Source organism: Streptomyces sp. NPDC047841, assembly GCF_040704085.1.
GTDB lineage: Bacteria > Actinomycetota > Actinomycetes > Streptomycetales > Streptomycetaceae > Streptomyces > Streptomyces argyrophylli.
Genome location: NZ_JBEYRP010000007.1, coordinates 333,460 through 355,913 on the forward strand (window position 1 = coordinate 333,460; position 22,454 = coordinate 355,913).

Sequence of the window (22,454 nt, forward strand, 5' to 3'; positions counted from 1 at the left end):
CGGTTCACGACACCCGGCTGAGCACCGGCAGGTAGCCGAGGGACTGCCCCGGTGCCGTCGGGTGGTAGGAGTCGGTGACCGACAGTACGTCGACACCGCGCAGCCAGGGCCGCGACGAGCAGATCTCGTGCCCGGCGAAGGCGGCGGTGACGTCGGCGAAGACGAACCCGTGGGCGGTGGCGCGGCGGGCGATCACGGCGTTGAGGTGGTCCACGGCGTCGTTCAGCGTGGCGCGTTCGCCGTCCGGCAGGCCCAGCGCGCAGGCGCCCTGGAGGTGGTACAGGTGCGGGTAGCCGAGCACCACGACCCGGGCGGCGGGGGCCCGGTCCCGGATGGCCGAGTAGAGCCGGTCGAGGCTGCCCGCGAGGGACCCGTCCATCGTGGTGCGGGCCCGGGAGACGGCGGACAGGCACCCCTTGGCGCCGCCCAGCGCGCAGTTCGCGATGACGGAGACGAAGCCCGTGTCGCTGCCGCCGACGGTGAGCGTGACCAGCCCGGTGCGGGGGCTGAGGTGGCCGAGCTGGTCGGCCAGGACGTCGTCGGCGCCGGCGCCGTTGCACGCGGCGAAGGTGAAGGAGGCCGGCGCGTGGGCCTCGGCCCACAGCACGGGGAAGGCCCAGCTGCTGCGCTTGCACTCCTTGCCGGAGTCCAGGTAGTCGCCGGCTCCGGCACCGGAGGAGTAGGAGTCGCCGAGGGCCACGTAGCCTCCGGTCACGGTGCGCGGCGCCACCTGCGCCGTCGCGGGGCCGGCGAACGCGCACGCGGCCGCGAGGAGGAGGGAACACGCGCCTGCCGCTATTCGGGGGTGTCTCATGACTCTCCTCTACCGTGGCTCGCCCCGCCCCGCCCGCCCTGCTCGTCCGTTCCGGTGACTCCTCACCCGTCCGGCGCAGGAGAACAGGCGGGAGCGGGCGGCCTTCGCTACCGGGGCAGCACCACGACGTACGCCGCCGGGTCGCGGTCCCCGGACGCCATCAGCGCCGTCCGCACCACCGCGGCCTGCTGCTCCAGGGAGTCCCGCAGTTTCCTGGGCGTGATGTACACGACCGTGATGCCGAGGCGTTCCAGGTGCTCGCGCTTGCGGGCGTACTCGGACCACAGCGCGTCGTCGTCCTGCCCCTGCCCCTGCTCCTGCCCTTGGCGACGGCCCTGCCGGGGCGCGCGGGTGTCGAGTTCCACGGCGACGGCCTGGTCCGGCCAGTAGGCGTCCAGGCCGCCCAGGTGCGGGCCGCCGGGCAGGCGCAGGTCGACGTTCCAGACCGGGTCGGGCAGGCCGTACTCGCGGACCATCCGGTACAGGCGGTCCTCGGCGATCGAGCGGCCCTCCGCGAGCAGGGCGTCCACGGCGTCCACCACGTGCGGGCGGTTCAGCAGCTTGGCGAGGGTCAGCTCCCGGACGACCGCCGCCGGTTCGCAGTGGCCGCCGCGCACCGCCTCGGTGAGCAGCCGCCGTACCTCCTCCGCGTCCGTCAGCTCCGCCACCGCGTCCGCCAGCGCCCGGGGCACCGGCGCCACCGGCAGACCGGTCACCGTCTGCGGGACGGGCAGGGCGGAGGTGCGCAGGACGCGGACGTAGCGCGCGGAGCGCAGCCGGCGCTGGCGCGGGACCAGGATGTCCACGTGGTCCAGGCCGGTCAGCGCCGGGGTGGACGAGAAGCCGTGCAGGGTCAGCGCCGCCAGTCCGGTGAGCACCGCCTCCTGGTACTGCGGCCGGTGCGGGCTGCCGGCCGTCGGCTGGACCGGGACGCCCGGCTCCGTCGCGCGGGCCGCGTACAGCAGGGCCCCGTGCAGCCGCTCCTCGCCGGTGGGCGGGCCGGGGTGCAGCAGGATCACGTGCGGCAGGAGTTCCCGCCAGGGGCCGCCGGGCCGGCACCGCTCGGTCAGCTCGGCCGTCGGCACGCCGTGGGCGCGCAGCTGGGCGGCCGTCAGGACGCGGCGGCGGACGTCGGAGAGGTGGCGGAGGGGGCGGGGGGAGAGCGGGGTGTTGTGGGTCATGGCCTCGGGATTCCCGCGCCCGGTGCGGACTGTAACCGCTGTTACACGCCCGTCGAGAAATGCGGACAAGACGGGACTAAAGGTCAGGTGTTCGGATGCCGAGTAGGCAAGCAAAACCCCTGGTCCGAACGGGTACGGACCAGGGGTTACGGCTGTGTTTGCCCGAATTTCGTAACGGTCACCGGCCGGGCAAGCTCAGGCCAAAGCTCACCGGCCGGCCGCGGCGTCGCACTCCTGCGCGCGCAGCGCCCGCGCCAGGTCGTCCCGCGCCTCCAGCACCAGCCGGCGCAGCGCCGGTGCCGCGTCCCGGTGCGCCTCCAGCCACGCGTCCGTCGCCTCCAGCGTCTCCGGCCGGTCCTGGTACGCCGGGAACAGACCCCGCACCACGTCCATGCCGATCTGGATCGACCGCTCCCGCCACACCCGCTCGACCGCCGCGAAGTACAGCTGCGCGTACGGCGCGGTCAGCTCCCGCTGCGACGGCTGCTGGAAGCCCGAGATCGTCGCCTCCACCAGCGCGTTCGACAGCGCGTCGGACTCCACCACCTGCGCCCACGCCTGCGCCTTGACCGGCGCCGACGGCCGCGCGGCCAGACAGCGCACCTGGTGCCGCTTGCCGGACGCCGTGTCGTCCCGGACCAGCTCCGCCGCCAGCACCGACTCGTCCGCCGCCCCGTGCGCGGCCAGCGGCTCCAGGAACGCCCAGCGCAGCTCCTGGTCCACCTCCAGCCCCTCGATCTCGACCGTGCCGTCCAGCAGGTCGGTCAGCAGCTTCAGGTCCGGCTCGGCGGACGCCACCGACGCGAAGAACCGCGCCCACGCGAGCTGGTGCTCGCTGCCCGGCTCCGCCTGCCGCAGCTCCCGCAGCGCCCCCTCGGCCAGCAGTTCCCCGCCGGTCTCCCGCCAGTCCGGCGCCGCGTAGTGGGTCAGCGCGGCGTTCGCCCAGGCGTGCAGCATCTGGAGCACCCCGATGTCCGACTCGCGGCCCGCGAACCGCAGCACGAGACCGATGAAGTCCCGCGCCGGCAGCAGGGCGTCCCGGGTCAGGTTCCACAGCGCCGACCAGCACAGCGCGCGGGCCAGCGGATCGGTGAGCGCGCCCAGGTGCGTCCGCAGCGTCATCAGCGAGGTCTCGTCGAACCGGACCTTGCAGTAGGTCAGGTCGTCGTCGTTGACCAGCACCAGCTCCGGCGCCTCGATGCCCGCCAGCTCCGCCACGACGGTACGCGGCTCGTGCACGTCCGTCTCCACGCGCGCGTACCGCTCCAGCGCGCCCCCGGGCGTACGCCGGTACAGGCCCACCGCGATCCGGTGCGGGCGCAGCTCCGGGTGCGACTCCGGGGCCTCCTGGAGGATCGCCAGCTCGGCGATCCGGCCGCCCTCGGTGTCCAGCAGCACCTGCGGGGTCAGCGTGTTCACCCCGGCGGTCTGGAGCCAGGAGGCCGCCCACGCCGTCATGTCCCGGCCGCTGGTCTCCGCGAGCACCGACAGCAGGTCGCCCAGGCGCGTGTTGCCGTACGCGTTCCGTTTGAAGTAGCGCCGGGAGCCCTCCAGGAACGCGTCCTGGCCGACGTACGCCACCAGCTGCTTGAGCACCGAGGCGCCCTTGGCGTAGGTGATGCCGTCGAAGTTCAGCTTGGCGTCCTCCAGGTCGCGGATGTCCGCCGTGATCGGGTGCGTGGACGGCAGCTGGTCCGCGCGGTACGCCCAGGCCTTGCGGCGGTTGGCGAAGGTGGTCCACGCGTCCTTGAAGCGGGTCGCGCCCACGTTGGCGAACGTGCCCATGAAGTCCGCGAAGGACTCCTTCAGCCACAGGTCGTCCCACCACTCCATGGTGACCAGGTCGCCGAACCACATGTGCGCCATCTCGTGCAGGATGACGTTGGCCCGCGCCTCGTACGACGCCTGCGTCACCTTCCCGCGGAAGATGTACTCCTCGCGGAAGGTCACCAGGCCCGGGTTCTCCATCGCGCCCAGGTTGTACTCCGGCACGAACGCCTGGTCGTACTTCCCGAACGGGTACGGGTAGTCGAAGTGGTCGTGGAAGAAGTCCAGGCCCTGCTTGGTCACCAGGAACACGTCGTCCGCGTCGAAGTGCGGCGCCAGACCCTTGCGGCACATCGCGCCGAGCGGGATCTCCAGCTCCGTGCCGTCCTCGAAGGTCCGGGTGTAGGAGTCCGTCACGTAGTGGTACGGGCCCGCCACCACGCACGTGATGTACGTCGAGATCGGCTTCGTCTCGGCGAACCGCCAGACCCCGTCGGCGAGTTCACCGGCGCCGTTGCTCCACACCGTCCAGCCCCGCGGCGCCCGCACCTCGAAGCGGTACGGCGCCTTCAGGTCCGGCTGCTCGAAGTTCGCGAACACCCGGCGGGCGTCGGCCGGCTCGTACTGCGTGTACAGGTAGACCTCGCCGTCCTCGGGGTCGACGAAGCGGTGCAGGCCCTCGCCGGTGCGGGAGTAGGCGCACTGCGCGTCCACCACCAGCTCGTTCTCCGCGGCCAGGTCCTCCAGCAGGATCCGGGAGCCGTCGAACACCTCGCCCGGGTCCAGGTCCCGCCCGTTGAGCGACACGGACGTCACGCCCGGCGCGACCAGATCGGCGAAGCTGGAGGCCCCCGGCTCGTTGCAGCGGAAGCGGATGGTGGTCACCGAGCGGAACGTGCGCGGCTCGCCGCCCGCGTCGCCGACGGCGGACCGCAGGTCCAGGGACACCTCGTAGCCGTCGACGGACAGCAGGGCGGCCCGTTCCCGGGCCTCGTCGCGGGACAGATTCTCACCGGGCACGGACGGCACTCCCTCGTGATCGCGTGTATGGCGGCTGAACAGCACCGATCCTGCCATGTGCTCCTGACAGGGGTGACGGGGAATGGCACAGCGGGCAGCCGCGTTTTCCCGGGAAAGGCGTTCCCCACGAGGAGAGACATGTCGGACAAGACCCCCGTCGACTTCTGGTTCGACCCGCTGTGCCCCTGGGCCTGGATGACCTCCCGCTGGGTGCTGGAGGTGGAGAAGGTACGGGACATCGAGGTCCGCTGGCATCTGATGAGCCTCGCCGTGCTCAACGAGAACCGCCTCGACGAGCTGCCCGAGGAGTACCGCGAGATGCTCGCGACCAAGGCGTGGGGGCCGGTCCGCGTCGTCATCGCGGCCCAGCAGGAGCACGGCGCGGAGGTGCTCGGCGACCTCTACACCGCGCTCGGCACCCGCATCCACAACCAGGGCGAGGGCCCGGAGAAGCCGGCCGTGGCCGCCGCGCTGAAGGACGTCGGGCTGCCCGAGTCCCTCATGGACCACTGGGACTCCACCCCGTACGAGCCCGAGCTGCGCGCCTCCCACAAGGAGGGCATCGAGAAGGTCGGCCAGGACGTCGGCACCCCGGTCATCGCGGTGCCCGGCCCCGACGGCGAGCAGATCGCCTTCTTCGGCCCGGTCGTCACCCCCGCCCCCAAGGGCGAGGAGGCGGCCCGCCTGTGGGACGGAACGATCGCCGTGGCCTCGGTCCCGGGTTTCTACGAGATCAAGCGCAGCCGCACCAAGGGCCCGGACTTCAGCAACCTGTGACCTTCGGCGCCGCGCAGGCGAAGACCCCCGTGAGTCACGTCCTCACGGGGGTCTTCTCCCATCCGCCCGCCGTCGTGAAGGGTGAGAAGACGATCACGAGGCGGGACGTTCTCAGGGGGCCAGGAGCAGCACGTTCGCGCGGGACTTCGCCGCCTCGTAGCGCTTGGCGACGTCCTGCCAGTCGACCACCTGCCACATGGCCTCGATGAAGTCGACCTTCTGGTTCCTGTACTGGAGGTAGAAGGCGTGCTCCCAGGCGTCGAAGACCAGGATCGGGGTGGAGCCCTGGCTGACGTTGCCCTGGTGGTCGTAGACCTGCTCCACGACCAGCCGCCCGCTCAGCGGCTCGTGGGCGAGGACGCCCCAGCCGGAGCCCTGGGTGGTCGCGGCGGCCTTGGACAGCTGGGTCTTGAAGGCGGCGAAGGAGCCGAAGGACTCCTTGATCGCCTCGGCCAGCCCGCCCACGCCGTCGGCCGCCAGCGGCTCGCCGCCGCCGTCCTTCGGGCCCGTCATGTTCCGCCAGTAGATCGAGTGCAGGATGTGCCCGGACAGGTGGAACGCCAGGTTCTTCTCCAGGCCGTTGATCGACCCCCACGCCTCCTTGTCCCGCGCCTCGGCGAGCTGCTCGAGCGTGTCGTTCGCGCCCTTCACATAGGCCGCGTGGTGCTTGTCGTGGTGCAGCTCGATGATCTCGGGACTGATCACGGGAGCGAGCGCCGCGTAGTCGTAGGGCAGGTCGGGCAGCGTGTAGACGGGCATGGGTGATCCCCTCCGGAACCTTATTGCAAGTTGCTTGCAACTACACGCTAGCAACAACAACCTCGGAGCAACAGAAAGGCCCCCACGTGTCGCACGCGGGGGCCTTGTCGCGGGATACGGCGGTCAGCGCCCGGCCCGCGCCCGCTGCCGGGCGTACCCCACCGCCGCCAGGACCAGCGTCATCCCGCCCGTCGAGTACAGCTGGACGCGGGTGCCCGGCTCGCGGGCCATCAAGGCGAAGATCGCGACCATGCCGGCCAGCGCGACCCAGGTCAGCCACGGGAAGCCCCACATGCGCACGACCAGCTTCCCCGGGGCCTCGCGTTCGATGCGGCGGCGGAGCAGCAGCTGGGAGACCGCGATGAAGATCCAGACGACCAGGATGACCGCGCCGATCATGTTCAGCAGCCAGGGGAAGACGTCGTCCGGGCGCCAGTAGCTGAGCAGCACGCACACGAAGCCGAAGAAGCAGGACGTGAGGACCGCGGCGCGCGGGACCCCGCCGGACAGCCGGGCCAGCGCCTTCGGGCCCTGGCCGCGCTCGACCAGCGAGTAGGCGATGCGCGAGGAGCCGTAGATGTTGGCGTTCATCGCGGACAGCAGGGCGACCAGGACGACCACGTTCATCAGCTGGCCCGCGCCGGGGATGCCCAGGTGGTCCAGGGTGGCGACGTACGGGCCCTTCGCCACGACGTCCGCGGAGTCCCAGGGGACGAGGGTGACGACGACCGCCATCGAACCGATGTAGAACAGGGCGATCCGCCACATCGCCGTGCGGACGGCGGAGGCGACACCGCGCACCGGGTCCTCCGACTCGGCCGCCGCGATGGTGACCGTCTCCAGGCCGCCGTACGCGAAGACCGAGGCGAGCAGGCCGACCAGCAGGCCCTCGCTGCCGTGCGGCAGGAAGTCGGTCAGGTGCGACGCGCCGGGGGAGTCGGTGCCGGGCAGCACGCCCGCGATGGCCAGCCCGCCCAGGACCAGGAACAGGCTGATCGCGCCCACCTTCAGCGCGGCGAACCAGAACTCGAACTCGCCGAAGTTCTTCACGGCGGCCAGGTTCGCCCCGCAGAAGACGACCATGAACAGCGCGACCCACATCCACTGCGGGGTGCCCGGCAGCCAGCCCTGGACGATCTTCGCGGCGCCGATGCCCTCCAGGCCCACCGCCGTGCAGAGCAGGACCCAGAAGGACCAGCCCGCCGCGAAGCCCGCCCACGGGCCGATCGCCCGCTCGGCGTGCGCCGAGAAGGAGCCCGAGGACGGGTAGGCGGCCGACATCTCGCCGAGCATCCGCATCACCAGCATCACCAGGACGCCGGAGAGGGCGTAGGCGACCACGATGGACGGGCCGGCGGCGGCGATGCCCGCGCCGGAGCCGACGAAGAGGCCCGCGCCGATCACCCCGCCCAGGGCGATCATCGACAGGTGGCGCTGCTTGAGGCCGTGGGAGAGGGAGGCGTCCGCCCGCTGCTGCGGCGGCGTCCCGGTGGTCGTGCTGCTGGGCATGGGGGGCGGCTCTCCCAGTGCGATAGGCGGGCAAAAACCCCGCCAGTCTGGGCGGCCCGTCCGCTCGCGTGACAGGGCCGCCCACTATCCGGACACCCGGTGTACGCAGGGTCAGCCCACGGTCACGCGGCCACGGGCGTGTAGTGCGACGCGTCGCCCTCGATCGAGTAGCTCTCCTTGCCCTCGATGCCGACCGGGACGTCACCGGCGACGGTCACCCGGTGCAGGCGGCGCGGCAGACCGTCGTAGTTGTCGATGGCGTAGTGCTGGGTGATGCGGTTGTCGAAGAGGACCAGCCGGCGCTCCGACCAGCGGTGGCGCAGCACGTTCTCCGGCCGGGTGACGTACGCCTGGAGCAGGTCCAGCACCTTGCGGGACTCGCCCGCCGACAGGCCGACGATCCGCTGCGCGAACCCGCCGATGAACAGCCCGCGCTCCCCGGTCAGCGGGTGCACCCGGACCACCGGGTGCGCGGTGCGGTACTTGATGGAGGTGAACTGGGCGCGCTGGGCCGCCCGCTCCTCGTCGATCTCCTCGTCCGGCACCGCGTAGTCGTAGTCGTTCGTGTGCTCCGCCCACAGGGTGTCGGCCAGGCGGCGCAGCGGCTCGGGCAGGTCGCGGTAGGCCGCCGCCGCGTTCGCGATCAGCGTCTCGCCGCCGTACGGCGGCACGGTGAGCGAACGCAGGGTGCTGGCCTGCGGCGGGTTCAGGACGAAGGTGACGTCCGTGTGCCAGTGGTTGGCGCGGCCCCGCTCGCTGTCGACCGGCAGCACGTTCGGGGCGCCGTCCACCGCGCCGACCGTCGGGTGGGCCGTGGTCAGGTCACCGAAGTGGCGGGCGAACGCCTGCTGGCCGGCGTCGTCCAGGTCCCCGGCGTCGAAGACGAGCGCCTTGTGGACGCCCAGGGCCTCACGGATCGCGGTGACCTCCTCCGGGGCGAGCGGCCGGGTGATGTCGACGCCGGAGACGCGCGCGCCGATCCGGGCGGTGACCTTGGTGAACTCGATGGACATCGGGGTTCCTCTCAGCCGAAGGCGGGGGTCAGGTACTGGTTGGCGGGGCGGGGGAGGCCGTAGCGCTCCCGGAGGGTCTGCCGGGGCCCGTACTCGGTGCGGAACAGACCGCGGGCGCGCAGGCGCGGTACGACGTGCTCGACGAAGGCGTCCAGGCCGGAGGGCAGCACGGCCGGCATGATGTTGAAACCGTCGGCGGCGCCCCGCGTGAACCAGGTCTCGATCCGGTCGGCGACCTGCTCCGGCGTCCCGGCGAAGGTGAGGTGCCCGCGCCCGCCGCCGAGCCGTCCGATCAGCTGCCGGACGGTGAGCCGGTCGCGCCGGGCCAGCTCCACGACGAGCGTGTAGCGGCTCTTGGCGCCCTCGATGGCGGACTCGGGCGGCAGGTCGTCGGGCAGCGGACCGTCCAGCTCCAGCGTGCCCGCCGGGAGCCGCAGCAGGTTCTCCAGGCGGTCCACGCCGTGCTCGTACACGATGTGGTCCTCCAGCAGCCGTTCGGCGGCCCGCGCCTCGGCCTCCGTGGACCCGAGCACCGGGACGATCCCGGGCAGCACCTTCAGGTGCCCGGGGTCCCGGCCGGCCCGGGCGGCACGGGACTTGAGGTCGGCGTAGAAGTCCTGGGCACCCGCGAGGGTCTGCTGGGCGGTGAACACCGCCTCGGCGTACCGGGCGGCGAAGGCCTTGCCGTCCTCCGAGGACCCGGCCTGGACCAGCAGCGGGTAGCCCTGCGGGGTGCGCGGCACATTGAGGGGGCCGGCGACGCCGAAGTACGTCCCCCGGTGCCGGGGCGGGTGGATCTTGCTGTCGTCGCCCCAGACGCCGGCCGCCTTGTCGGCCACGATCGCGTCGTCCTCCCAGCTGTCCCACAGCTTGAGGGCCACGTCCAGGAACTCGGCGGCGCGCGCGTACCGCTCCGCGTGCGGGGGCTCGTCGGCGAGCCCGAAGTTGCGGGCGGCCTCCTGGCCGGCGGTGGTGACGATGTTCCAGCCGGCCCGGCCGCCGCTGACGATGTCCAGCGAGGCGAACCGGCGGGCCAGGTTGTACGGGGAGTTGTAGGAGGTGGACGCGGTGGCGATCAGGCCGATGTGCTCGGTGGCCGTCGCCAGCGCGGTCAGCAGGGTGAGCGGTTCCAGCGCGCCGGCCGGCCGCTGGGCGAGGTTGCTCCACAGCTGGGGGCCGTCGGCGAGGAAGAGCGAGTCGAAGGTGCCGCGTTCGGCGATCCGGGCGAGCCGGACGTAGTGGCTCAGCTCCACGTGGGCGTAGGGGTCGCTCTCGGGGAGCCGCCAGGACGCCTCGTGGTGTCCGGTGTTCATCAGGAACGCGTTGAGGTGGAGCCGTCTCGCGGTCACCGGTGGTCCTCCGTGACGCCGAGGGCGGCCAGCAGCCGCTCGCGGTACTCGCCCAGCAGCGGCTCGCGGTACGAGCGCGGGTGGGGACGGTCGATGGTCAGGTCGAGGCCGATCCGGCCCCGGTCCAGGACGAGGACCCGGTCGGCGAGCACGATCGCCTCGTCCACGTCGTGGGTGACGAGCAGGACGGACGGCCGGTGGCGCGTCCACAGCTCGCGCAGCAGGTGGTGCATCTTGATCCGGGTGAGCGCGTCCAGCGCCCCGAACGGCTCGTCCGCCAGCAGCAGTTCCGGCTCGCGGACCAGGGAGCGGGCCAGCGCCGCCCGCTGCGCCTCGCCGCCCGACAGCTCGCCCGGCCAGGCCCGCTCCCGTCCCGCGAGGCCGACCTCCGCCAGGGCGGCCCGGCCGCGCTCCCCGGCGTCCTTGCCGTCCAGGCCGAGCAGGACGTTGTCCAGCACCCGCCGCCAGGGCAGCAGCCGCGAGTCCTGGAAGACGACCGACACCCGCTCGGGCGCGGTCAGCCGCCCGTCGCCGGCCACCCCGTGGTCCAGGCCGGCGATCGCCCGCAGCAGGGTCGACTTGCCGGAACCGCTGTGCCCGAGCAGGGCCGTGAACTGCCCGGCGGGCAGATCCAGGTCGATGCCGTCGAGGACGGTGCGGCCCGCGAACGACCGGGTCAGGCCGCGCAGCCGCACGGCGGGCCGGGTCAGTTGCTCAGTGTGCGGCGCCATGACAGCACCCTCCGTTCGATCAGGCGGACCACGCTGTCGGAGACCAGGCCGAAGACGCCGTAGATCAGCAGGCCGACCAGGATGACGTCGGTCTGGCCGTAGTTCTGCGCCTGGAACATCAGGTAGCCGAGCCCGCTGGTGGCGTTGATCTGCTCCAGGACCACCAGTCCCAGCCAGGAGCCGGTGACGCCGAGCCGGAGGCCCACGAAGAATCCGGGCAGGGCGCCGGGGATCACCACCTGGCGGACGAAGGCGAGCCGCGACAGGCCCTGCACTTCGGCGAGTTCGACGAAACGGCTGTCGATGCCGGACAGCGCGGCGTGCGTGTTCAGGTAGACCGGGACGTACACGACGATCGCGATGATGGCGATCTTGAAGGTCTCACCGATGCCCAGCCAGAGGATGAACAGCGGGATCAGACCGAGGGTGGGGATCGCCCGGTTGAGCTGCACGGTCCCGTCGATCAGCGCCTCCCCGGCCCGGCTCAGACCGGAGGCGAGGGCGAGCAGCACCCCGGCGCTCAGGCCGATCGCGAAGCCGTAGCCCGCCCGCCTGAGGGAGGTCAGCACGTCGGTGGGCAGGGTGCCGTCGGTCCACAGGCGGCCGGCGGTGCGCAGGACGGTCCACGGCGCGGGGATCGCCCCCGTGTCCAGCGCGCCGGCGGCCGAGGCAGCGGCCCACGCGGCGAGCAGCACCAGCGGGCCGATGAGCCGGGCGGCGGGCAGTCGGCGCCCGGGGGAGAGCCGGCGGCGCCGGCGGACCTGGGGGAGGTCCCCGGTGGTGGTCCCGGGGACGGCGGTCGTCGTGGTCACGGCGGTCACCTGCGGTACTCCTCGGGTACGGCCTTGGCGGCGAGGGACTCGAAGCGGTGGTCGAACAGCGAGGACACGTCGAACTTCTTCACGAAGCCGCCCTCGGCGAGCAGATCGGCGGTCTCCTGCTCCCACCTGATCGCCTCGTCCCAGCTGGGCGGGAACAGCGGCTTGTTGGCCAGGGCGGCGATGCCCCGCGCCTGTGCGAGGGTCAGGTTCTGCGTCCTGACGTAGAACTCCTCGTTCCAGACGTCCGGGTGCTCGTACTGCCACACCTGGCCCTTGGCCCACTGCGGGATGTAGGCGGCGATCGCGGCGGCCTTCGCCGGGTCGTCCAGCACGGACCGCGGCGCCCACAGCAGGTTGAGCAGGTCGACGACGCCGGTGGGGATGGAGCGGGCGCCCTTGGACGAGTACTGCTTCAGGTAGGCGGGCGCCTGGTTGACGGCGAGCGGGGCCACGTCCACCTGCCCGGACTGCAGGGCGGTGAAGAACTGGTTGCTGGTCAGCGGGACCAGCTTCACCTCGTCGTAGCCGAGGCCCGCCTTCTTCAGCGCCCGCAGCAGCACGACGCCCTGGGCCTGCCCCTGCGAGAAGGCGAGCTTCCTGCCCTTGAAGTCCGCGACCGCGCGGATGTCGCTGCCGGGCCTGGTGGCGAAGAGGTAGGTGGGCTTGCGGGTGATGTCGATCGCCACGATCTTCGCGTCGAAGCCCTGGTAATGGGCCTGGATCGGCGGGATGCCCGCGTTGTCGGCCAGGTCCAGGGACCGGGCGCGGAACGCGTTGATCACGTCCGGGCCCGCGCCGATGTTCACCCAGTCGGCCACCTTGAACGGCAGCTCGGGCAGCTTCGCCAGCCGGAACTGGAGTTGCTGCTGGCCCAGGTAGGAGGCGATCTTCAGGCTGGTGCCGGCCGGGACCTCGTCGGCGAGCGGTGCGGTGGCGGCACCACGGGTGTCGGCGGCGGCGTCGCCGTGCGCGCAGCCGGACAGCCCGGCGACGGCGGCGGACGCGCCGAACACGGAGGTGAGAAAGGCACGACGGTGCATGGGAGGACTCCCAGGAGAAAAAGAAGAGAAAAGCAGGAGGAATTCCGGGAGAAGCAGGCCGGAGGAAGAGGACTCACGCAGCGGGAAACACGCGCTTCATGCGCGGCAACACGTCAGCAACAGAGGGTGCGACAGCTCGTGAGAGGGCTCATGACCAGGATGTTCCCGGCCATGCTCGACCCGTGTCAACATTCCGAGTTTCTGAATTAAATACCCTCAGGTGACGCACCCAGCGGATCCCGGAACAACGTCTCCAGTACGACGGACCCGCCCGCCACCGCGAGCACGGAATCCGGGAAACTCGTCGGGAGGACGGCGGCGGAACGCTCCGTGCCGACCGCGTCCCGCAACGCCTCGAGGCACCCCTCGACATGGATGACACCGACCTCGGTGACGACGACCGTCTCCGGGTTCAGCACGTCCAGCAGCAGCCCGGCCGCCCGCCCCGTCGCCCGCGCCCGCTCCACCAGCAGCCGCCGGGCCACCGGGTCCCCGCCCGCCGCCGCGGCCACCACGCGCATCGGGTTGGCCGGATCGGCCACCCCGGCCGCCCGCGCCCGCCGGCACAGCGTCCGCTCGCTCAGCTCCACCTGGAGACAGCCGGTACGGCCGCACGCGCACGGCTCGGTGCCGCCCGGTACCGGCAGGTGGGCGATCGCGCCGGCCGCGGACCGGGGGCCGTAGTGCACCTCGTCATGGGTGGCGAAGGCGGCGTCGACCACGTTGCCCACGAACAGGTGCAGCACGCTCCGGCTGCCCCGGGCCCGTCCGAACAGCCGCTCCCCGTGCACCAGCGCCCGCGCGTGCCCGTCCACCTGGACCGGCAGCCCGACGCGGGCGCGCAGCAACTCCCGCACCGGCACGTCCCGCCAGCCCAGCAGCTCGTGCTCGACCACGGTGCCCGTCTCCCGGTCCACCCAGCCGCCGACCGCCAGCCCGACCCCGAGCGGGCGCCGGCCCGGCATCCGTGCGAGCAGCCCCGCGAGCCCTTCGGCGGCCCGCGCCACCACCCAGGCCGGGTCGGTCCGTTCGTGCCGCAGCTCCCGCCGGGCCACCACCCGGCCCCGCAGGTCCAGCAGCGCCACCGTGGTGTACGGCACGGCCACGTGCACCCCGGCGACCAGGAAGCGGGTGTCGTCGAGGTCGACGGGCACGTGCGGCCGGCCGACCCCGTTCGAGCGGCGGGGCGCGGCCGACTCCCGGATCAGGCCCCGCTCGGCGAGCCGGGCGCAGTGCTCGGTCACCGACGCCGGGGACAGCCCGGTCAGCCGGGCGATGGTGCTGCGCGCCACCGGGCCGTGCTCCAGCACGGAGCGCAGCACGACGCTGGCGCTGGTGCGCCGCCGGTCGCTGTCGGCGGCACGCGGCACGGGCGAGGGCAGGGCGGAAACGGCGGTACGGGGCATGGAGGACCGTCCTCGGGAGCGGGGCCGACACGTCTCGGAGGCTCGGAAGGGGGTGAGGCGTGCCGGACGGCCCGCCCCTATCCCGGACGGCGACAGGTGGCCGTGCCCTGGCGTCGCAGATCGACATAGCGACGCGAGGTGAGATGACGGGCCTGGGCAACCATGGCTGAAGGGTAGGGCAGGGGGAAGGACTCCGACCAGACGACCGGCGTCCGTTTGGTGAGACCGCACAGTTTCGTCAGCACGGACTTCACGTGAGCGAAACGTCCCTGCCTCCGTGATCAGGGTCACGCCCCGGCCGGTGTAGCCGGCACTCTTTGTCCGGAGCTGACGAAGCTCTCGTTCCGCCCTTTGTCGGGCGCTGACGGTGATCGGCCGCGGCAGGCTCGGATAGCGTCACCCTGTCCCAGCATGTCCCCGTCACCCGCGGAGTCCCCATGAGCACCGCCACCGCCACCGCCCGCCCCGGCGCCGTCCTCGCCGACCTGCTGCCCGCGTCCCGCGTCCGTGACGTCGCCCTCGTCGTCGGCGGCGCGGTGCTCACCGGTCTCGCGGCCCAGCTGTCCGTGCCGGTGCCCGGCTCCCCGGTGCCGGTGACCGGCCAGACCTTCGCCGCGCTGCTCGTCGGCACCACGCTCGGGGCCCGCCGCGGCTTCCTCTCCCTCGCGCTGTACGCGGTCGCCGGTGTGGCGGGCGTGCCGTGGTTCGCGCAGGGCACCTCCGGCGCGGGCATGGTCTCCTTCGGCTACGTCCTCGGCATGCTGCTCGCCTCCGCGCTCGTCGGCGCCCTGGCCCGCCGCGGCGCCGACCGCTCCGCGCTGCGCACGGCCGGCACGATGATCCTCGGCGAGGCCGTCGTCTACGCGGTCGGCGTCCCCTACCTGGCCCTGGCCGCCCACCTGTCCGCGTCCCAGGCCGTCGCGGCCGGCCTCACCCCGTTCCTGATCGGTGACGCCCTCAAGGCCGCCCTGGCGATGGGCCTGCTGCCCACCGCCTGGAAGCTGGTCGACAAGCGCTGACGCCGTAGTTCCCGCGGAAGAGGCTCGCCGGGTCGTAGGTCCCCCCTCACCCGGACGAGCCTCTTCCGCGTCCTGGCGTCGTACCGCCCCGCACTCCGGTCGCCCGCGCCGAAGGCGAAGCCGAGCGACCGGCAGCGCGAACACCGGCTCCGGCACGGCCCGCCCCCGCTGACGGCCGCCGACCGTCAGCACCCGCACCGGGAACCGCCCCTCCCGCCGGGGCACCACGTCCGGCACCGGCCGCGCGAGCGCGCCGCGGCGGGGCGACGATGTCCACGCCGCCGGGACCGCCGTGGGCGCCCCGGCCGGAGCCGCCGTACGCGCCCCGCGGCTGCGGCCCGGGTACGGCACGGCGGCGAAGGACGAGGTCGGCCTGTCCGGCATGGTCCGCGTCCAGGCCCCGCACGCCCGCAGCGCGGCCGCCGGGCCCACCGTCTGCCCGTCGAAGCCGGGCGAGTCGCCGTACGCGCCCCGCAGCCGCAGCGGCGGCCCGGGTGCGTCCGGGCGCGGCACGGCGGTGAGGAGGAGGTCGCCCGTCCGGCACGGTCCGCCCAGGCCCCGCATGCCCGCCGGGCCCACCGTCCGCCCGTCGAAGCCGGGCGAGCCGCCGTACAGCGTCCGCGCCGGGGTGAGCCCGGCCTCCGGCTCGGTCACCACGCCCGGGTTCTGGCCGGTACCGGGCAGTGCCCGGTGGGGGTCGGGGTCGCAGTCCGGGGGCCCGGCGGAGTGTGCCGGGGGCGGTGACGAGCTCCGGTCACCGCAGGTGGTCGGCCGCGTACCCAGCTTCCGGCCAGGATGCCGAGCCCGCCGCCCAGCGCGTACGACACCGCGCCCTCGCCCGGCGCGGAACCTCCCCCACCGCCTGGCGCGGGTCACGCCGGCGCGCTGGTCCGTGTGCGGCTCCGAACGCAGCATGGCCGCACGACCCGACAGTCTTCGTCAGGTCATGCGGCCATGGCGTACGGCCGTGCCGTGCCGGGATCAGCCGACGGACACCTTGTCGGCCGGGGCCTCCGCGGCGGGGGCCGGGCGGCCGGCCCGGATCCGCTCCCTCACCACGGCGATCACCAGCACGATCGCCGCGACCAGCAGCGACAGCAGCACGGTCTCGCGGCCGTCGTGCTTGGTGTCGGTCAGCATGTAGCCGAGGACGAACACGATCAGCGCGGCCGTCGCCCAGGTCAGGTACGGGTACAGCCACATCCGCACGACCAGCTTCTCCGGCGCCTCGCGCTGGATGATCTTCCGCATCCGCAGCTGCGAGAAGCAGATGACCAGCCACACGAACAGGGCCACCGCTCCGGAGGAGTTGACGAGGAAGAGGAAGATCTTGTCCGGGGACAGGTAGTTGAAGAAGACGGCGACGAAGCCGAACACCACGGACGCGAGGATCGCCGCCATCGGCACGCCACGGCCGTTGACCCGCGCGAACGCCTTCGGCGCGTCGCCCCGCTCGCCGAGCGAGAAGGCCATGCGGGAGGCCGTGTACAGGCCGGAGTTCAGACAGGACAGCACCGAGGTCAGCACGATGAAGTTCATGATCTGACCGGCGTGCGCGATGCCCAGCGAGTTCAGCGCGGCGACGTAGGAGCCGTCCTTCGCGATGGACGCGTCGTCCCACGGCAGCAGCGTGACCACGATCAGGATCGAGCCCAGGTAGAAGACGCCGATCCGCCAGATGATGCTGTTGGTGGACTTGGTGACCGCGCGCTGCGGGTCCTCGGACTCGCCGGCCGCCAGCGTGGCGATCTCGCTGCCCATGAAGGAGAAGACCACCAGCAGCACACCGGTGAGGATCGAGCCCGGACCGTGCGGCAGGAACCCGCCGTGCGAGGTCAGGTTGCCGAAGCTCGCCTGGTCGGCGTGCACGCCCGGCAGGACGCCGAAGACGGCCAGCAGGCCGACGACGATGAACGCGCCGATCGCCACGACCTTGATGCCGGCGAACCAGAACTCGAACTCGCCGTAGGAGCCGACGGAGACCAGGTTGGTCGCGGTCAGCACGGACATCACGATGAGCGCCCAGCCCCACTGCGGGACGGCCGGGACCCACCCTTCGAGGATCTGGGCACCTGCGGTCGCCTCGACGGCGAGCACGACGACCCAGAAGAACCAGTAGAGCCAGCCGATGGAGAACCCGGCCCAGCGGCCCAGCGCGCGGTCGGCGTGCGCCGAGAACGAGCCGGAGGTGGGGTTGGCGGCGGACATCTCGCCGAGCATGCGCATCACGAGGACCACGAGCGTGCCGACGAGGGCGTACGACAGGAGGATGCCGGGTCCCGCGGTGGCGATACCGGCTTTGGAACCGACGAAAAGGCCGGCTCCGATGACGCCACCGATCGCGATCATCGAAAGGTGGCGGTTTTTCAGTCCTGCTTGGAGGCCCGAACCAGAGGTCATGGACGGATTTCCTTTGCGCCAGGTAGAGCTGCCCGTACGAGCGGTGTACGAGTCGGTCCAGTGAATCCGAGGTGAACGAATTCGGGAACCTCTGAATCCGTATCGTTACTTGAGGTTCCCTTGAGGATCTATGGTCTGCCTCACATTCGCCGCCCTGGATGCCCGGCGACACCCTGGGGCTGCTGCCCCGATACGGGCGTGTCACACTCGTGGCATGCGCGTGTATCTCGGCTCCGACCATGCGGGCTACGAACTCAAGAACCACCTCGTCGAGTGGCTGAAGGCCGCCGGCCACGAGCCCGTCGACTGCGGGCCGCACCTCTACGACGCCCAGGACGACTACCCGCCCTTCTGCCTCCGTGCCGCGGCGCGGACGGCCGCGGACCCGGACGCCCTCGGCATCGTCATCGGCGGCTCCGGCAACGGCGAGCAGATCGCCGCGAACAAGGTGAAGGGCGTGCGCGCGGCGCTGGCCTGGAGCGAGGAGACGGCCACGCTCGGCCGGCAGCACAACAACGCCAACGTGGTGGCCGTGGGTGCGCGCATGCACAGCACGGAGGAGGCGACCAAGTTCGTCGAGGTCTTCCTCAACACCCCGTTCTCCGGTGACGAGCGTCACATCCGCCGCATCGACATGCTGTCGGCGTACGAGACCACGGGCGACCTCCCGCCGATCCCGGCCCACCACCCGCAGCAGGACTGAGCCCCTAGGGGGCGGGAAGGAACAGGGACCCGTGCCAGAGGGGCACACGATCCACCGGCTGGCCCAGGACTACGCCGAGCGCTTCTCCGGACGGGCCGTCCGCGTCACCAGCCCCCAGGGCAAGTTCTCCGACGCCGCCGCCCTCCTGGACGGCAGCGAGCTGACCGCCACGGAAGCCCACGGCAAGCACCTCTTCCTGGGCTTCCGGGACGGCGACTGGGTCCACATCCACCTCGGCCTCTTCGGCAAGGTCGGCTTCGGGGACGCCCCGGCGCCCCCGCCGGCCGACACCGTCCGGCTCCGGCTCGCCGACGACACGTCGTACGTCGACCTGCGCGGCCCCACCACCTGCGCCCTGATCACGGACGCCGAGAAGCGGGCGGTCCACGACCGGCTCGGCCCCGACCCGCTGCGCGCGGACGCCGACCCGGCCGCGGCCCACCGCCGGATCTCCCGCAGCCGCACGTCGATCGCCGCGCTGCTCATGGACCAGAAGACCGTGGCCGGTGTCGGCAACGTCTACCGCGCCGAGGTGCTGTTCCGGCACGGCATCGACCCCTACCGCGCGGGCCGGGACATCACCCCGGCCGAGTGGGACGCGATCTGGGCCGACCTGGTCGCCCTGATGCGGGAGGGCGTCCGCAACAACCGCATCGACACCGTCCGCCCGGAGCACACCCCCCGGGCCATGGGCCGCCCGCCCCGCGTCGACGACCACGGCGGCGAGGTGTACGTCTACCGCCGGGCGAACCTGCCCTGCCACATCTGCGGCGGCGAGATCCGCACCGCCGACCTCGCCGCCCGCAACCTCTTCTGGTGCCCGGCCTGCCAGAAACGCTGACCGGCCGGCCGCAAACGCTGACCGGCCCGCCCGAAGCGCCGGCCTAGAAGCCGTGGGGCAGCCACGGGGCCACCGGTGCGCCGAGCGCCACCGACGCCTCCGTCAGCGCCCCCGGCCGCAGCTCCCGCACCCGCCCGGCCGCCGCCAGCGACAGCAGGCTCGCCCCGCCCAGGTACGCCGCGCCCAGCTCCCGCGCGGACAGGACGAGATCGGCCGCGTCCGCCGTCCGCTCGCAGGACGCGCCCTTCGGGTCGCCGGTCAGCCGCCAACGCCCCTCGTTCCAGGGGCAGAAGGCGTCCTCGACCTCGAACACGACGTCGACGGGCGTCAGATACGTACGGGCCGACAGGGCCGCCCCCACGTCCACCAGCCGGACGTACCCGGCGTCCCGTGTCGTCGGCAGGCAGCGGCGGAGGTCGGAGACCAGGTACTGCCAGGCGTCGTCGACCGGCCGCGCCCGCATCTTCAGCGTCGTCATCAGGTCGATGCCGAACAGGAAACGCCACAGCGCCGCCTCGCTCGCCGGATCGAGCGCGGCCAGGTCCTCCAGCGTCACCGTGCCGTCGTGACCGCTGCGCCCCCAGCCCATCTTCGTGCGGAAGCGCGTGTACCCGGTGATCTCGCCGTCCCGTTCGGTGACCACGCACTGCAGCGCCGACGCGCCCTCCCGCTCGCTCTCCGGGTCGAGCAGCGCCACCCGCTCCCAGCCGGGCTGCCGCGCCAGCATCCCCGGGCGCCGGGGCACCAGGGCCGCGTACACCGCCTCGCACTCCGCCAGGACGTCGGCGGGCGCCGCGTAGCGCACGCGCACCGCGTCGGTGCCCTCGGGCACCGCCAGGGTCACCCGGCCGGTGTCGATCTCGGCGATGAGCTGGCCGGTCGCCGCGCCGAAGCCGAAACGGCCGTAGATCGCGGGCTCGGAGGCGAACAGCGCCGCCAGCGGCTCGCCCTTGGCGCGCGCGTCGTCCAGCAGCCGGCGCATCATCGACGTCAGCACCCCGCGCCGCCGGTGCGTCGCGGCCACGCTGACCATCGTCACGCCCGCGGTGGGCACCACCGCCCCGCCCGGCACGGTCATCCGGAAGCTGAACGCCCCGGACGTGCCGACGAGCGCGTCGCCGTCCCAGGCGGCCAGGGAACGGTCGAACTCGGTGAGCGACTTGTCCAGTTCCCGTTCCTCGGCGGACATCGGTCCACCGCCGAAGGCGCGGACCAGGTGGTCCCACCACCGGTCGAACTCCTCCTGGCGCAGCGTCTTCAACTCGGTCCCGCTCTCAGTCCCCATGCGCCATGCCTATCAGGGCGAAGGGGGGCGAGCCAGTGATTTTCGACCCCGGTCCGGCCCGCCGGGACCCGGCCGACGGGCGGGGAAGTGGAATCCCACAGGGGGACAAGTGGGACCTCCCGTGCCAAGCAGCCGGTCCGCTGGATAGGGTCGCGAACTGATGGCAGCAGGACGACAGCGGCGCGCGAAGGCCGAGACGTTGACGGCCCGGTGGAAGATGCAGTGGCACCGGGCCCGCGTCGGCCTGCGCAGAAGTGCCGTGGACTACTTCCGCGGGGACGGCTCCGACTGGATCGCCTTCGCCGGACTGCTGCTGATGGTCCCGGTCCTCGCGACCATGACCCTCCTCGACTCCGTGTGGTGCTCCCCGGCCACCCTGGTGCTGCCGATCGTCGCCGGCGGCCTGCTGCTGCGCCCGGCGAGCCTGCTCGGTCTGTACGCGGCGGCGGCCACCGCGCTGATCGTGGAGTCGGTCCGTCTCGGCCCGTACACCGAGGGCCCCTCCCGGGTCACCCCGGGCGTGGTCCTGGTGGTGGCCGCGTGTGGCTTCTTCGGGCTGCTGACCGCGCAGTTCCGCAGCCGGGTCGGCGTGCCCTGGCGGCGCGGCGGCACCATGCTGTTCGACCTGCGCGAGCGGATCCGGGTGCAGAGCAAGCTGCCCAAGCTGCCGCAGGGCTGGCACCACGAGATGGCCCTGCGCCCGGCGGGCGGCCAGTCCTTCTCCGGCGACTTCGTCGTCGCCGCCCGCACGAACGGCGGCCGGACGCTGGAGGTCGTGCTCACCGACGTCTCCGGCAAGGGCATGGACGCGGGCTCGCGCGCCCTGCTGCTGTCCGGCGCCTTCGGCGGCCTGCTGGGCTCCCTCCCGCCGCACGCCTTCCTCCCGGCCGCCAACGGCTACCTCCTGCGCCAGGAGTGGGAGGAGGGCTTCGCCACCTCCATCCACCTGGTCCTGGACCTGGACTCCGGGGACTACGAGCTGTACTCCGCCGGGCACCCCCCGGGGCTCCAGCTCAGCGCGGGCAGCGGACGCTGGGAGGAGAAGGCCGCCGAGGGGCCGCTCCTCGGGGTCTACGACGGCGCGCAGTTCGACCCCGTGAAGGGCTCGCTGCGCCCCGGGGACGTCCTGATGCTGTTCACCGACGGACTGGTGGAGACCTCCGACCGGGACATCGTGGAGGGCATCGACCGGCTCACCGGCGAGGCCGACCGCTATGTGGCGGGCGGCTTCCACGGCGCCGCCTGGCACCTCATCGAGGCGGTCGCCAAGGACGTCAACGACGACCGCGCCCTGCTCCTCATCTGCCGCCAGCCGACCGCGAACGGCCGCTGACCCCCGCTCGCCGGGCCGCGGCCGTTTCCCGTGGTGGGCGCCGGGCGCGGGGCGGGGGACACTGGAGCCATGACCCAGCTCACGCTCGCCGAGGTCGAGGCCGTCGCACGGGCCGCCCACGAGGGGCAGACCGACAAGGCGGGGCAGCCGTACGCCGAACACCTCGCGGCCGTCGCCCGGGGAGTAAGGGACCGCGGCGGCGACCCGGAGCAGATCGCGGCGGCCTGGCTGCACGACTCCGTCGAGGACGACGCGCTCAGCCGGGAGTGGCTGGCCGGCGCCGCCCTCACCCCGCGCACCAAGGCCATCGTGGACGCCCTCACCAAGCGGCCCGGGGAGGAGCTGGAGGCGTACACGCGCCGCATCCTCGACACGCCGGGCGCGCTGCTGGTGAAGGAGGCCGACCTCGCGCACAACGCCGACCCCCGGCGGCTCGCCGCGCTCGACGCGCCGACCCGGGACCGGCTGGCCGAGAAGTACGCCAGGACGCGCGCGCTCCTCGGCCTGGAAGCCTGAGCGGGGTTCCCGGGGGGAGCGGGACCGGCTAGGGCCTCTCGTTCGGATCATGCCGGGCTCGCGGGCCCTGGCGCCGCGCCTCGCCGCGTTGTCGTCGGTTGCCATGGCTCCGCCATGGCGCCCTCCTCCGCCTTGCGATGCACGGCACCAGACCCCGCTCCCTGATCCGG

General features: G+C 72.7%; 19 protein-coding genes. 6 read left to right on the top strand and 13 right to left on the bottom strand.

What is annotated here, in order from left to right; all coding sequences use genetic code 11:
- Positions 1-4: 4 nt before the first annotated feature.
- From AB0947_RS13945 to pepN, 3 genes are all read right to left on the bottom strand, one after another.
- The gene (locus AB0947_RS13945) at positions 5-814 is read right to left on the bottom strand and encodes an SGNH/GDSL hydrolase family protein (protein ID WP_366750566.1); all 810 of its coding nucleotides are present in this window, start codon (positions 812-814) and stop codon (positions 5-7) included.
- A 107-nt stretch (positions 815-921) separates the two neighbouring features.
- Positions 922-1,995 carry a hypothetical protein gene (locus AB0947_RS13950; protein ID WP_366750567.1) on the bottom strand — a complete coding sequence of 358 codons (1,074 nt, stop codon included), beginning with the start codon at positions 1,993-1,995 and terminating at the stop codon, positions 922-924.
- 207 nt (positions 1,996-2,202) lie between these two features.
- A complete protein-coding gene (gene pepN / locus AB0947_RS13955) occupies positions 2,203-4,782 on the bottom strand; it encodes an aminopeptidase N (protein WP_366750568.1) in 2,580 nt (859 codons plus the stop codon).
- Positions 4,783-4,920: 138 nt separating this feature from the next.
- On the opposite strand from pepN, the gene AB0947_RS13960 reads away from it, so the two are divergent.
- Positions 4,921-5,559: a DsbA family protein gene (locus tag AB0947_RS13960; RefSeq protein ID WP_366750569.1), complete on the top strand. Its 639-nt coding sequence runs from the start codon at positions 4,921-4,923 to the stop codon at positions 5,557-5,559.
- A gap of 111 nt (positions 5,560-5,670) precedes the next feature.
- On the opposite strand, the gene AB0947_RS13965 is transcribed toward AB0947_RS13960, so the two are convergent.
- The 8 genes from AB0947_RS13965 to AB0947_RS14000 all read right to left on the bottom strand — a co-directional run bounded on the left by AB0947_RS13965 (position 5,671) and on the right by AB0947_RS14000 (position 14,187).
- Positions 5,671-6,318 (bottom strand): superoxide dismutase, encoded by a 648-nt coding sequence (locus AB0947_RS13965; RefSeq protein WP_366750570.1) that lies wholly within the window; start codon positions 6,316-6,318, stop codon positions 5,671-5,673.
- A gap of 123 nt (positions 6,319-6,441) precedes the next feature.
- Complete coding sequence (locus tag AB0947_RS13970) at positions 6,442-7,827, bottom strand: amino acid permease (protein ID WP_366750571.1); 1,386 nt, start codon at positions 7,825-7,827, stop codon at positions 6,442-6,444.
- Between the two features lie 122 nt (positions 7,828-7,949).
- Entirely contained in the window at positions 7,950-8,840 is an 891-nt protein-coding gene (locus AB0947_RS13975) for a TauD/TfdA family dioxygenase (protein ID WP_366750572.1), read from the bottom strand.
- A gap of 11 nt (positions 8,841-8,851) precedes the next feature.
- On the bottom strand, positions 8,852-10,189 hold the full coding sequence (locus tag AB0947_RS13980; protein WP_366750573.1) for an LLM class flavin-dependent oxidoreductase: 1,338 nt from the start codon (positions 10,187-10,189) through the stop codon (positions 8,852-8,854).
- On the bottom strand, positions 10,186-10,920 hold the full coding sequence (locus AB0947_RS13985) for an ABC transporter ATP-binding protein (protein WP_366750574.1): 735 nt from the start codon (positions 10,918-10,920) through the stop codon (positions 10,186-10,188). Before AB0947_RS13985 ends, AB0947_RS13980 begins: the two co-directional genes overlap by 4 nt.
- The gene (locus tag AB0947_RS13990) at positions 10,896-11,741 is read right to left on the bottom strand and encodes an ABC transporter permease (protein ID WP_366750575.1); all 846 of its coding nucleotides are present in this window, start codon (positions 11,739-11,741) and stop codon (positions 10,896-10,898) included. Before AB0947_RS13990 ends, AB0947_RS13985 begins: the two co-directional genes overlap by 25 nt.
- A complete protein-coding gene (locus AB0947_RS13995) occupies positions 11,738-12,781 on the bottom strand; it encodes an ABC transporter substrate-binding protein (RefSeq protein WP_366750576.1) in 1,044 nt (347 codons plus the stop codon). Before AB0947_RS13995 ends, AB0947_RS13990 begins: the two co-directional genes overlap by 4 nt.
- Positions 12,782-12,987: 206 nt before the next feature.
- Positions 12,988-14,187, bottom strand: a complete 1,200-nt coding sequence (locus tag AB0947_RS14000; protein ID WP_366750577.1) for an ROK family transcriptional regulator — start codon at positions 14,185-14,187, stop codon at positions 12,988-12,990.
- 437 nt (positions 14,188-14,624) lie between these two features.
- On the opposite strand from AB0947_RS14000, the gene AB0947_RS14005 reads away from it, so the two are divergent.
- Positions 14,625-15,206 (top strand): biotin transporter BioY, encoded by a 582-nt coding sequence (locus tag AB0947_RS14005; RefSeq protein ID WP_366750578.1) that lies wholly within the window; start codon positions 14,625-14,627, stop codon positions 15,204-15,206.
- 981 nt (positions 15,207-16,187) lie between these two features.
- Here the strand turns inward: AB0947_RS14005 and AB0947_RS14010 are convergent.
- Complete coding sequence (locus AB0947_RS14010; protein ID WP_366750579.1) at positions 16,188-17,606, bottom strand: amino acid permease; 1,419 nt, start codon at positions 17,604-17,606, stop codon at positions 16,188-16,190.
- Positions 17,607-17,820: 214 nt separating this feature from the next.
- Between AB0947_RS14010 and AB0947_RS14015 the strand changes: the two genes are divergently transcribed.
- Positions 17,821-18,309, top strand: coding sequence for a ribose-5-phosphate isomerase (locus AB0947_RS14015; protein WP_366750580.1), 489 nt, complete (start codon positions 17,821-17,823; stop codon positions 18,307-18,309).
- A 31-nt stretch (positions 18,310-18,340) separates the two neighbouring features.
- Complete coding sequence (locus tag AB0947_RS14020) at positions 18,341-19,150, top strand: DNA-formamidopyrimidine glycosylase family protein (RefSeq protein ID WP_366750581.1); 810 nt, start codon at positions 18,341-18,343, stop codon at positions 19,148-19,150.
- Between the two features lie 43 nt (positions 19,151-19,193).
- Here AB0947_RS14020 and AB0947_RS14025 read toward each other — a convergent pair whose 3' ends face one another.
- The gene (locus tag AB0947_RS14025; RefSeq protein ID WP_366750582.1) at positions 19,194-20,435 is read right to left on the bottom strand and encodes a GNAT family N-acetyltransferase; all 1,242 of its coding nucleotides are present in this window, start codon (positions 20,433-20,435) and stop codon (positions 19,194-19,196) included.
- Positions 20,436-20,595: 160 nt separating this feature from the next.
- On the opposite strand from AB0947_RS14025, the gene AB0947_RS14030 reads away from it, so the two are divergent.
- Both AB0947_RS14030 and AB0947_RS14035 read left to right on the top strand, forming a co-directional pair.
- A complete protein-coding gene (locus AB0947_RS14030; protein ID WP_171156339.1) occupies positions 20,596-21,768 on the top strand; it encodes a PP2C family protein-serine/threonine phosphatase in 1,173 nt (390 codons plus the stop codon).
- A gap of 69 nt (positions 21,769-21,837) precedes the next feature.
- Positions 21,838-22,284, top strand: coding sequence for an HD domain-containing protein (locus tag AB0947_RS14035; protein WP_366750583.1), 447 nt, complete (start codon positions 21,838-21,840; stop codon positions 22,282-22,284).
- Positions 22,285-22,454: the final 170 nt, after the last annotated feature.

What these genes read in the sequence shown, in the direction of transcription:
- AB0947_RS13945 (WP_366750566.1), bottom strand. Translation starts at nt 814, where the DNA reads ATGAGACACCCCCGAATAGCGGCAGGCGCGTGTTCCCTCCTCCTCGCG.
- AB0947_RS13985 (WP_366750574.1), bottom strand. Translation starts at nt 10,920, where the DNA reads ATGGCGCCGCACACTGAGCAACTGACCCGGCCCGCCGTGCGGCTGCGC.
- AB0947_RS14030 (WP_171156339.1), top strand. Translation starts at nt 20,596, where the DNA reads ATGGCAGCAGGACGACAGCGGCGCGCGAAGGCCGAGACGTTGACGGCC.
- AB0947_RS14010 (WP_366750579.1), bottom strand. Translation starts at nt 17,606, where the DNA reads ATGACCTCTGGTTCGGGCCTCCAAGCAGGACTGAAAAACCGCCACCTT.
- AB0947_RS13965 (WP_366750570.1), bottom strand. Translation starts at nt 6,318, where the DNA reads ATGCCCGTCTACACGCTGCCCGACCTGCCCTACGACTACGCGGCGCTC.
- AB0947_RS14005 (WP_366750578.1), top strand. Translation starts at nt 14,625, where the DNA reads ATGAGCACCGCCACCGCCACCGCCCGCCCCGGCGCCGTCCTCGCCGAC.
- AB0947_RS13960 (WP_366750569.1), top strand. Translation starts at nt 4,921, where the DNA reads ATGTCGGACAAGACCCCCGTCGACTTCTGGTTCGACCCGCTGTGCCCC.
- AB0947_RS14015 (WP_366750580.1), top strand. Translation starts at nt 17,821, where the DNA reads ATGCGCGTGTATCTCGGCTCCGACCATGCGGGCTACGAACTCAAGAAC.
- AB0947_RS13950 (WP_366750567.1), bottom strand. Translation starts at nt 1,995, where the DNA reads ATGACCCACAACACCCCGCTCTCCCCCCGCCCCCTCCGCCACCTCTCC.
- AB0947_RS13975 (WP_366750572.1), bottom strand. Translation starts at nt 8,840, where the DNA reads ATGTCCATCGAGTTCACCAAGGTCACCGCCCGGATCGGCGCGCGCGTC.
- AB0947_RS14000 (WP_366750577.1), bottom strand. Translation starts at nt 14,187, where the DNA reads ATGCCCCGTACCGCCGTTTCCGCCCTGCCCTCGCCCGTGCCGCGTGCC.
- AB0947_RS13970 (WP_366750571.1), bottom strand. Translation starts at nt 7,827, where the DNA reads ATGCCCAGCAGCACGACCACCGGGACGCCGCCGCAGCAGCGGGCGGAC.
- AB0947_RS14025 (WP_366750582.1), bottom strand. Translation starts at nt 20,435, where the DNA reads ATGGGGACTGAGAGCGGGACCGAGTTGAAGACGCTGCGCCAGGAGGAG.
- AB0947_RS13995 (WP_366750576.1), bottom strand. Translation starts at nt 12,781, where the DNA reads ATGCACCGTCGTGCCTTTCTCACCTCCGTGTTCGGCGCGTCCGCCGCC.
- AB0947_RS14035 (WP_366750583.1), top strand. Translation starts at nt 21,838, where the DNA reads ATGACCCAGCTCACGCTCGCCGAGGTCGAGGCCGTCGCACGGGCCGCC.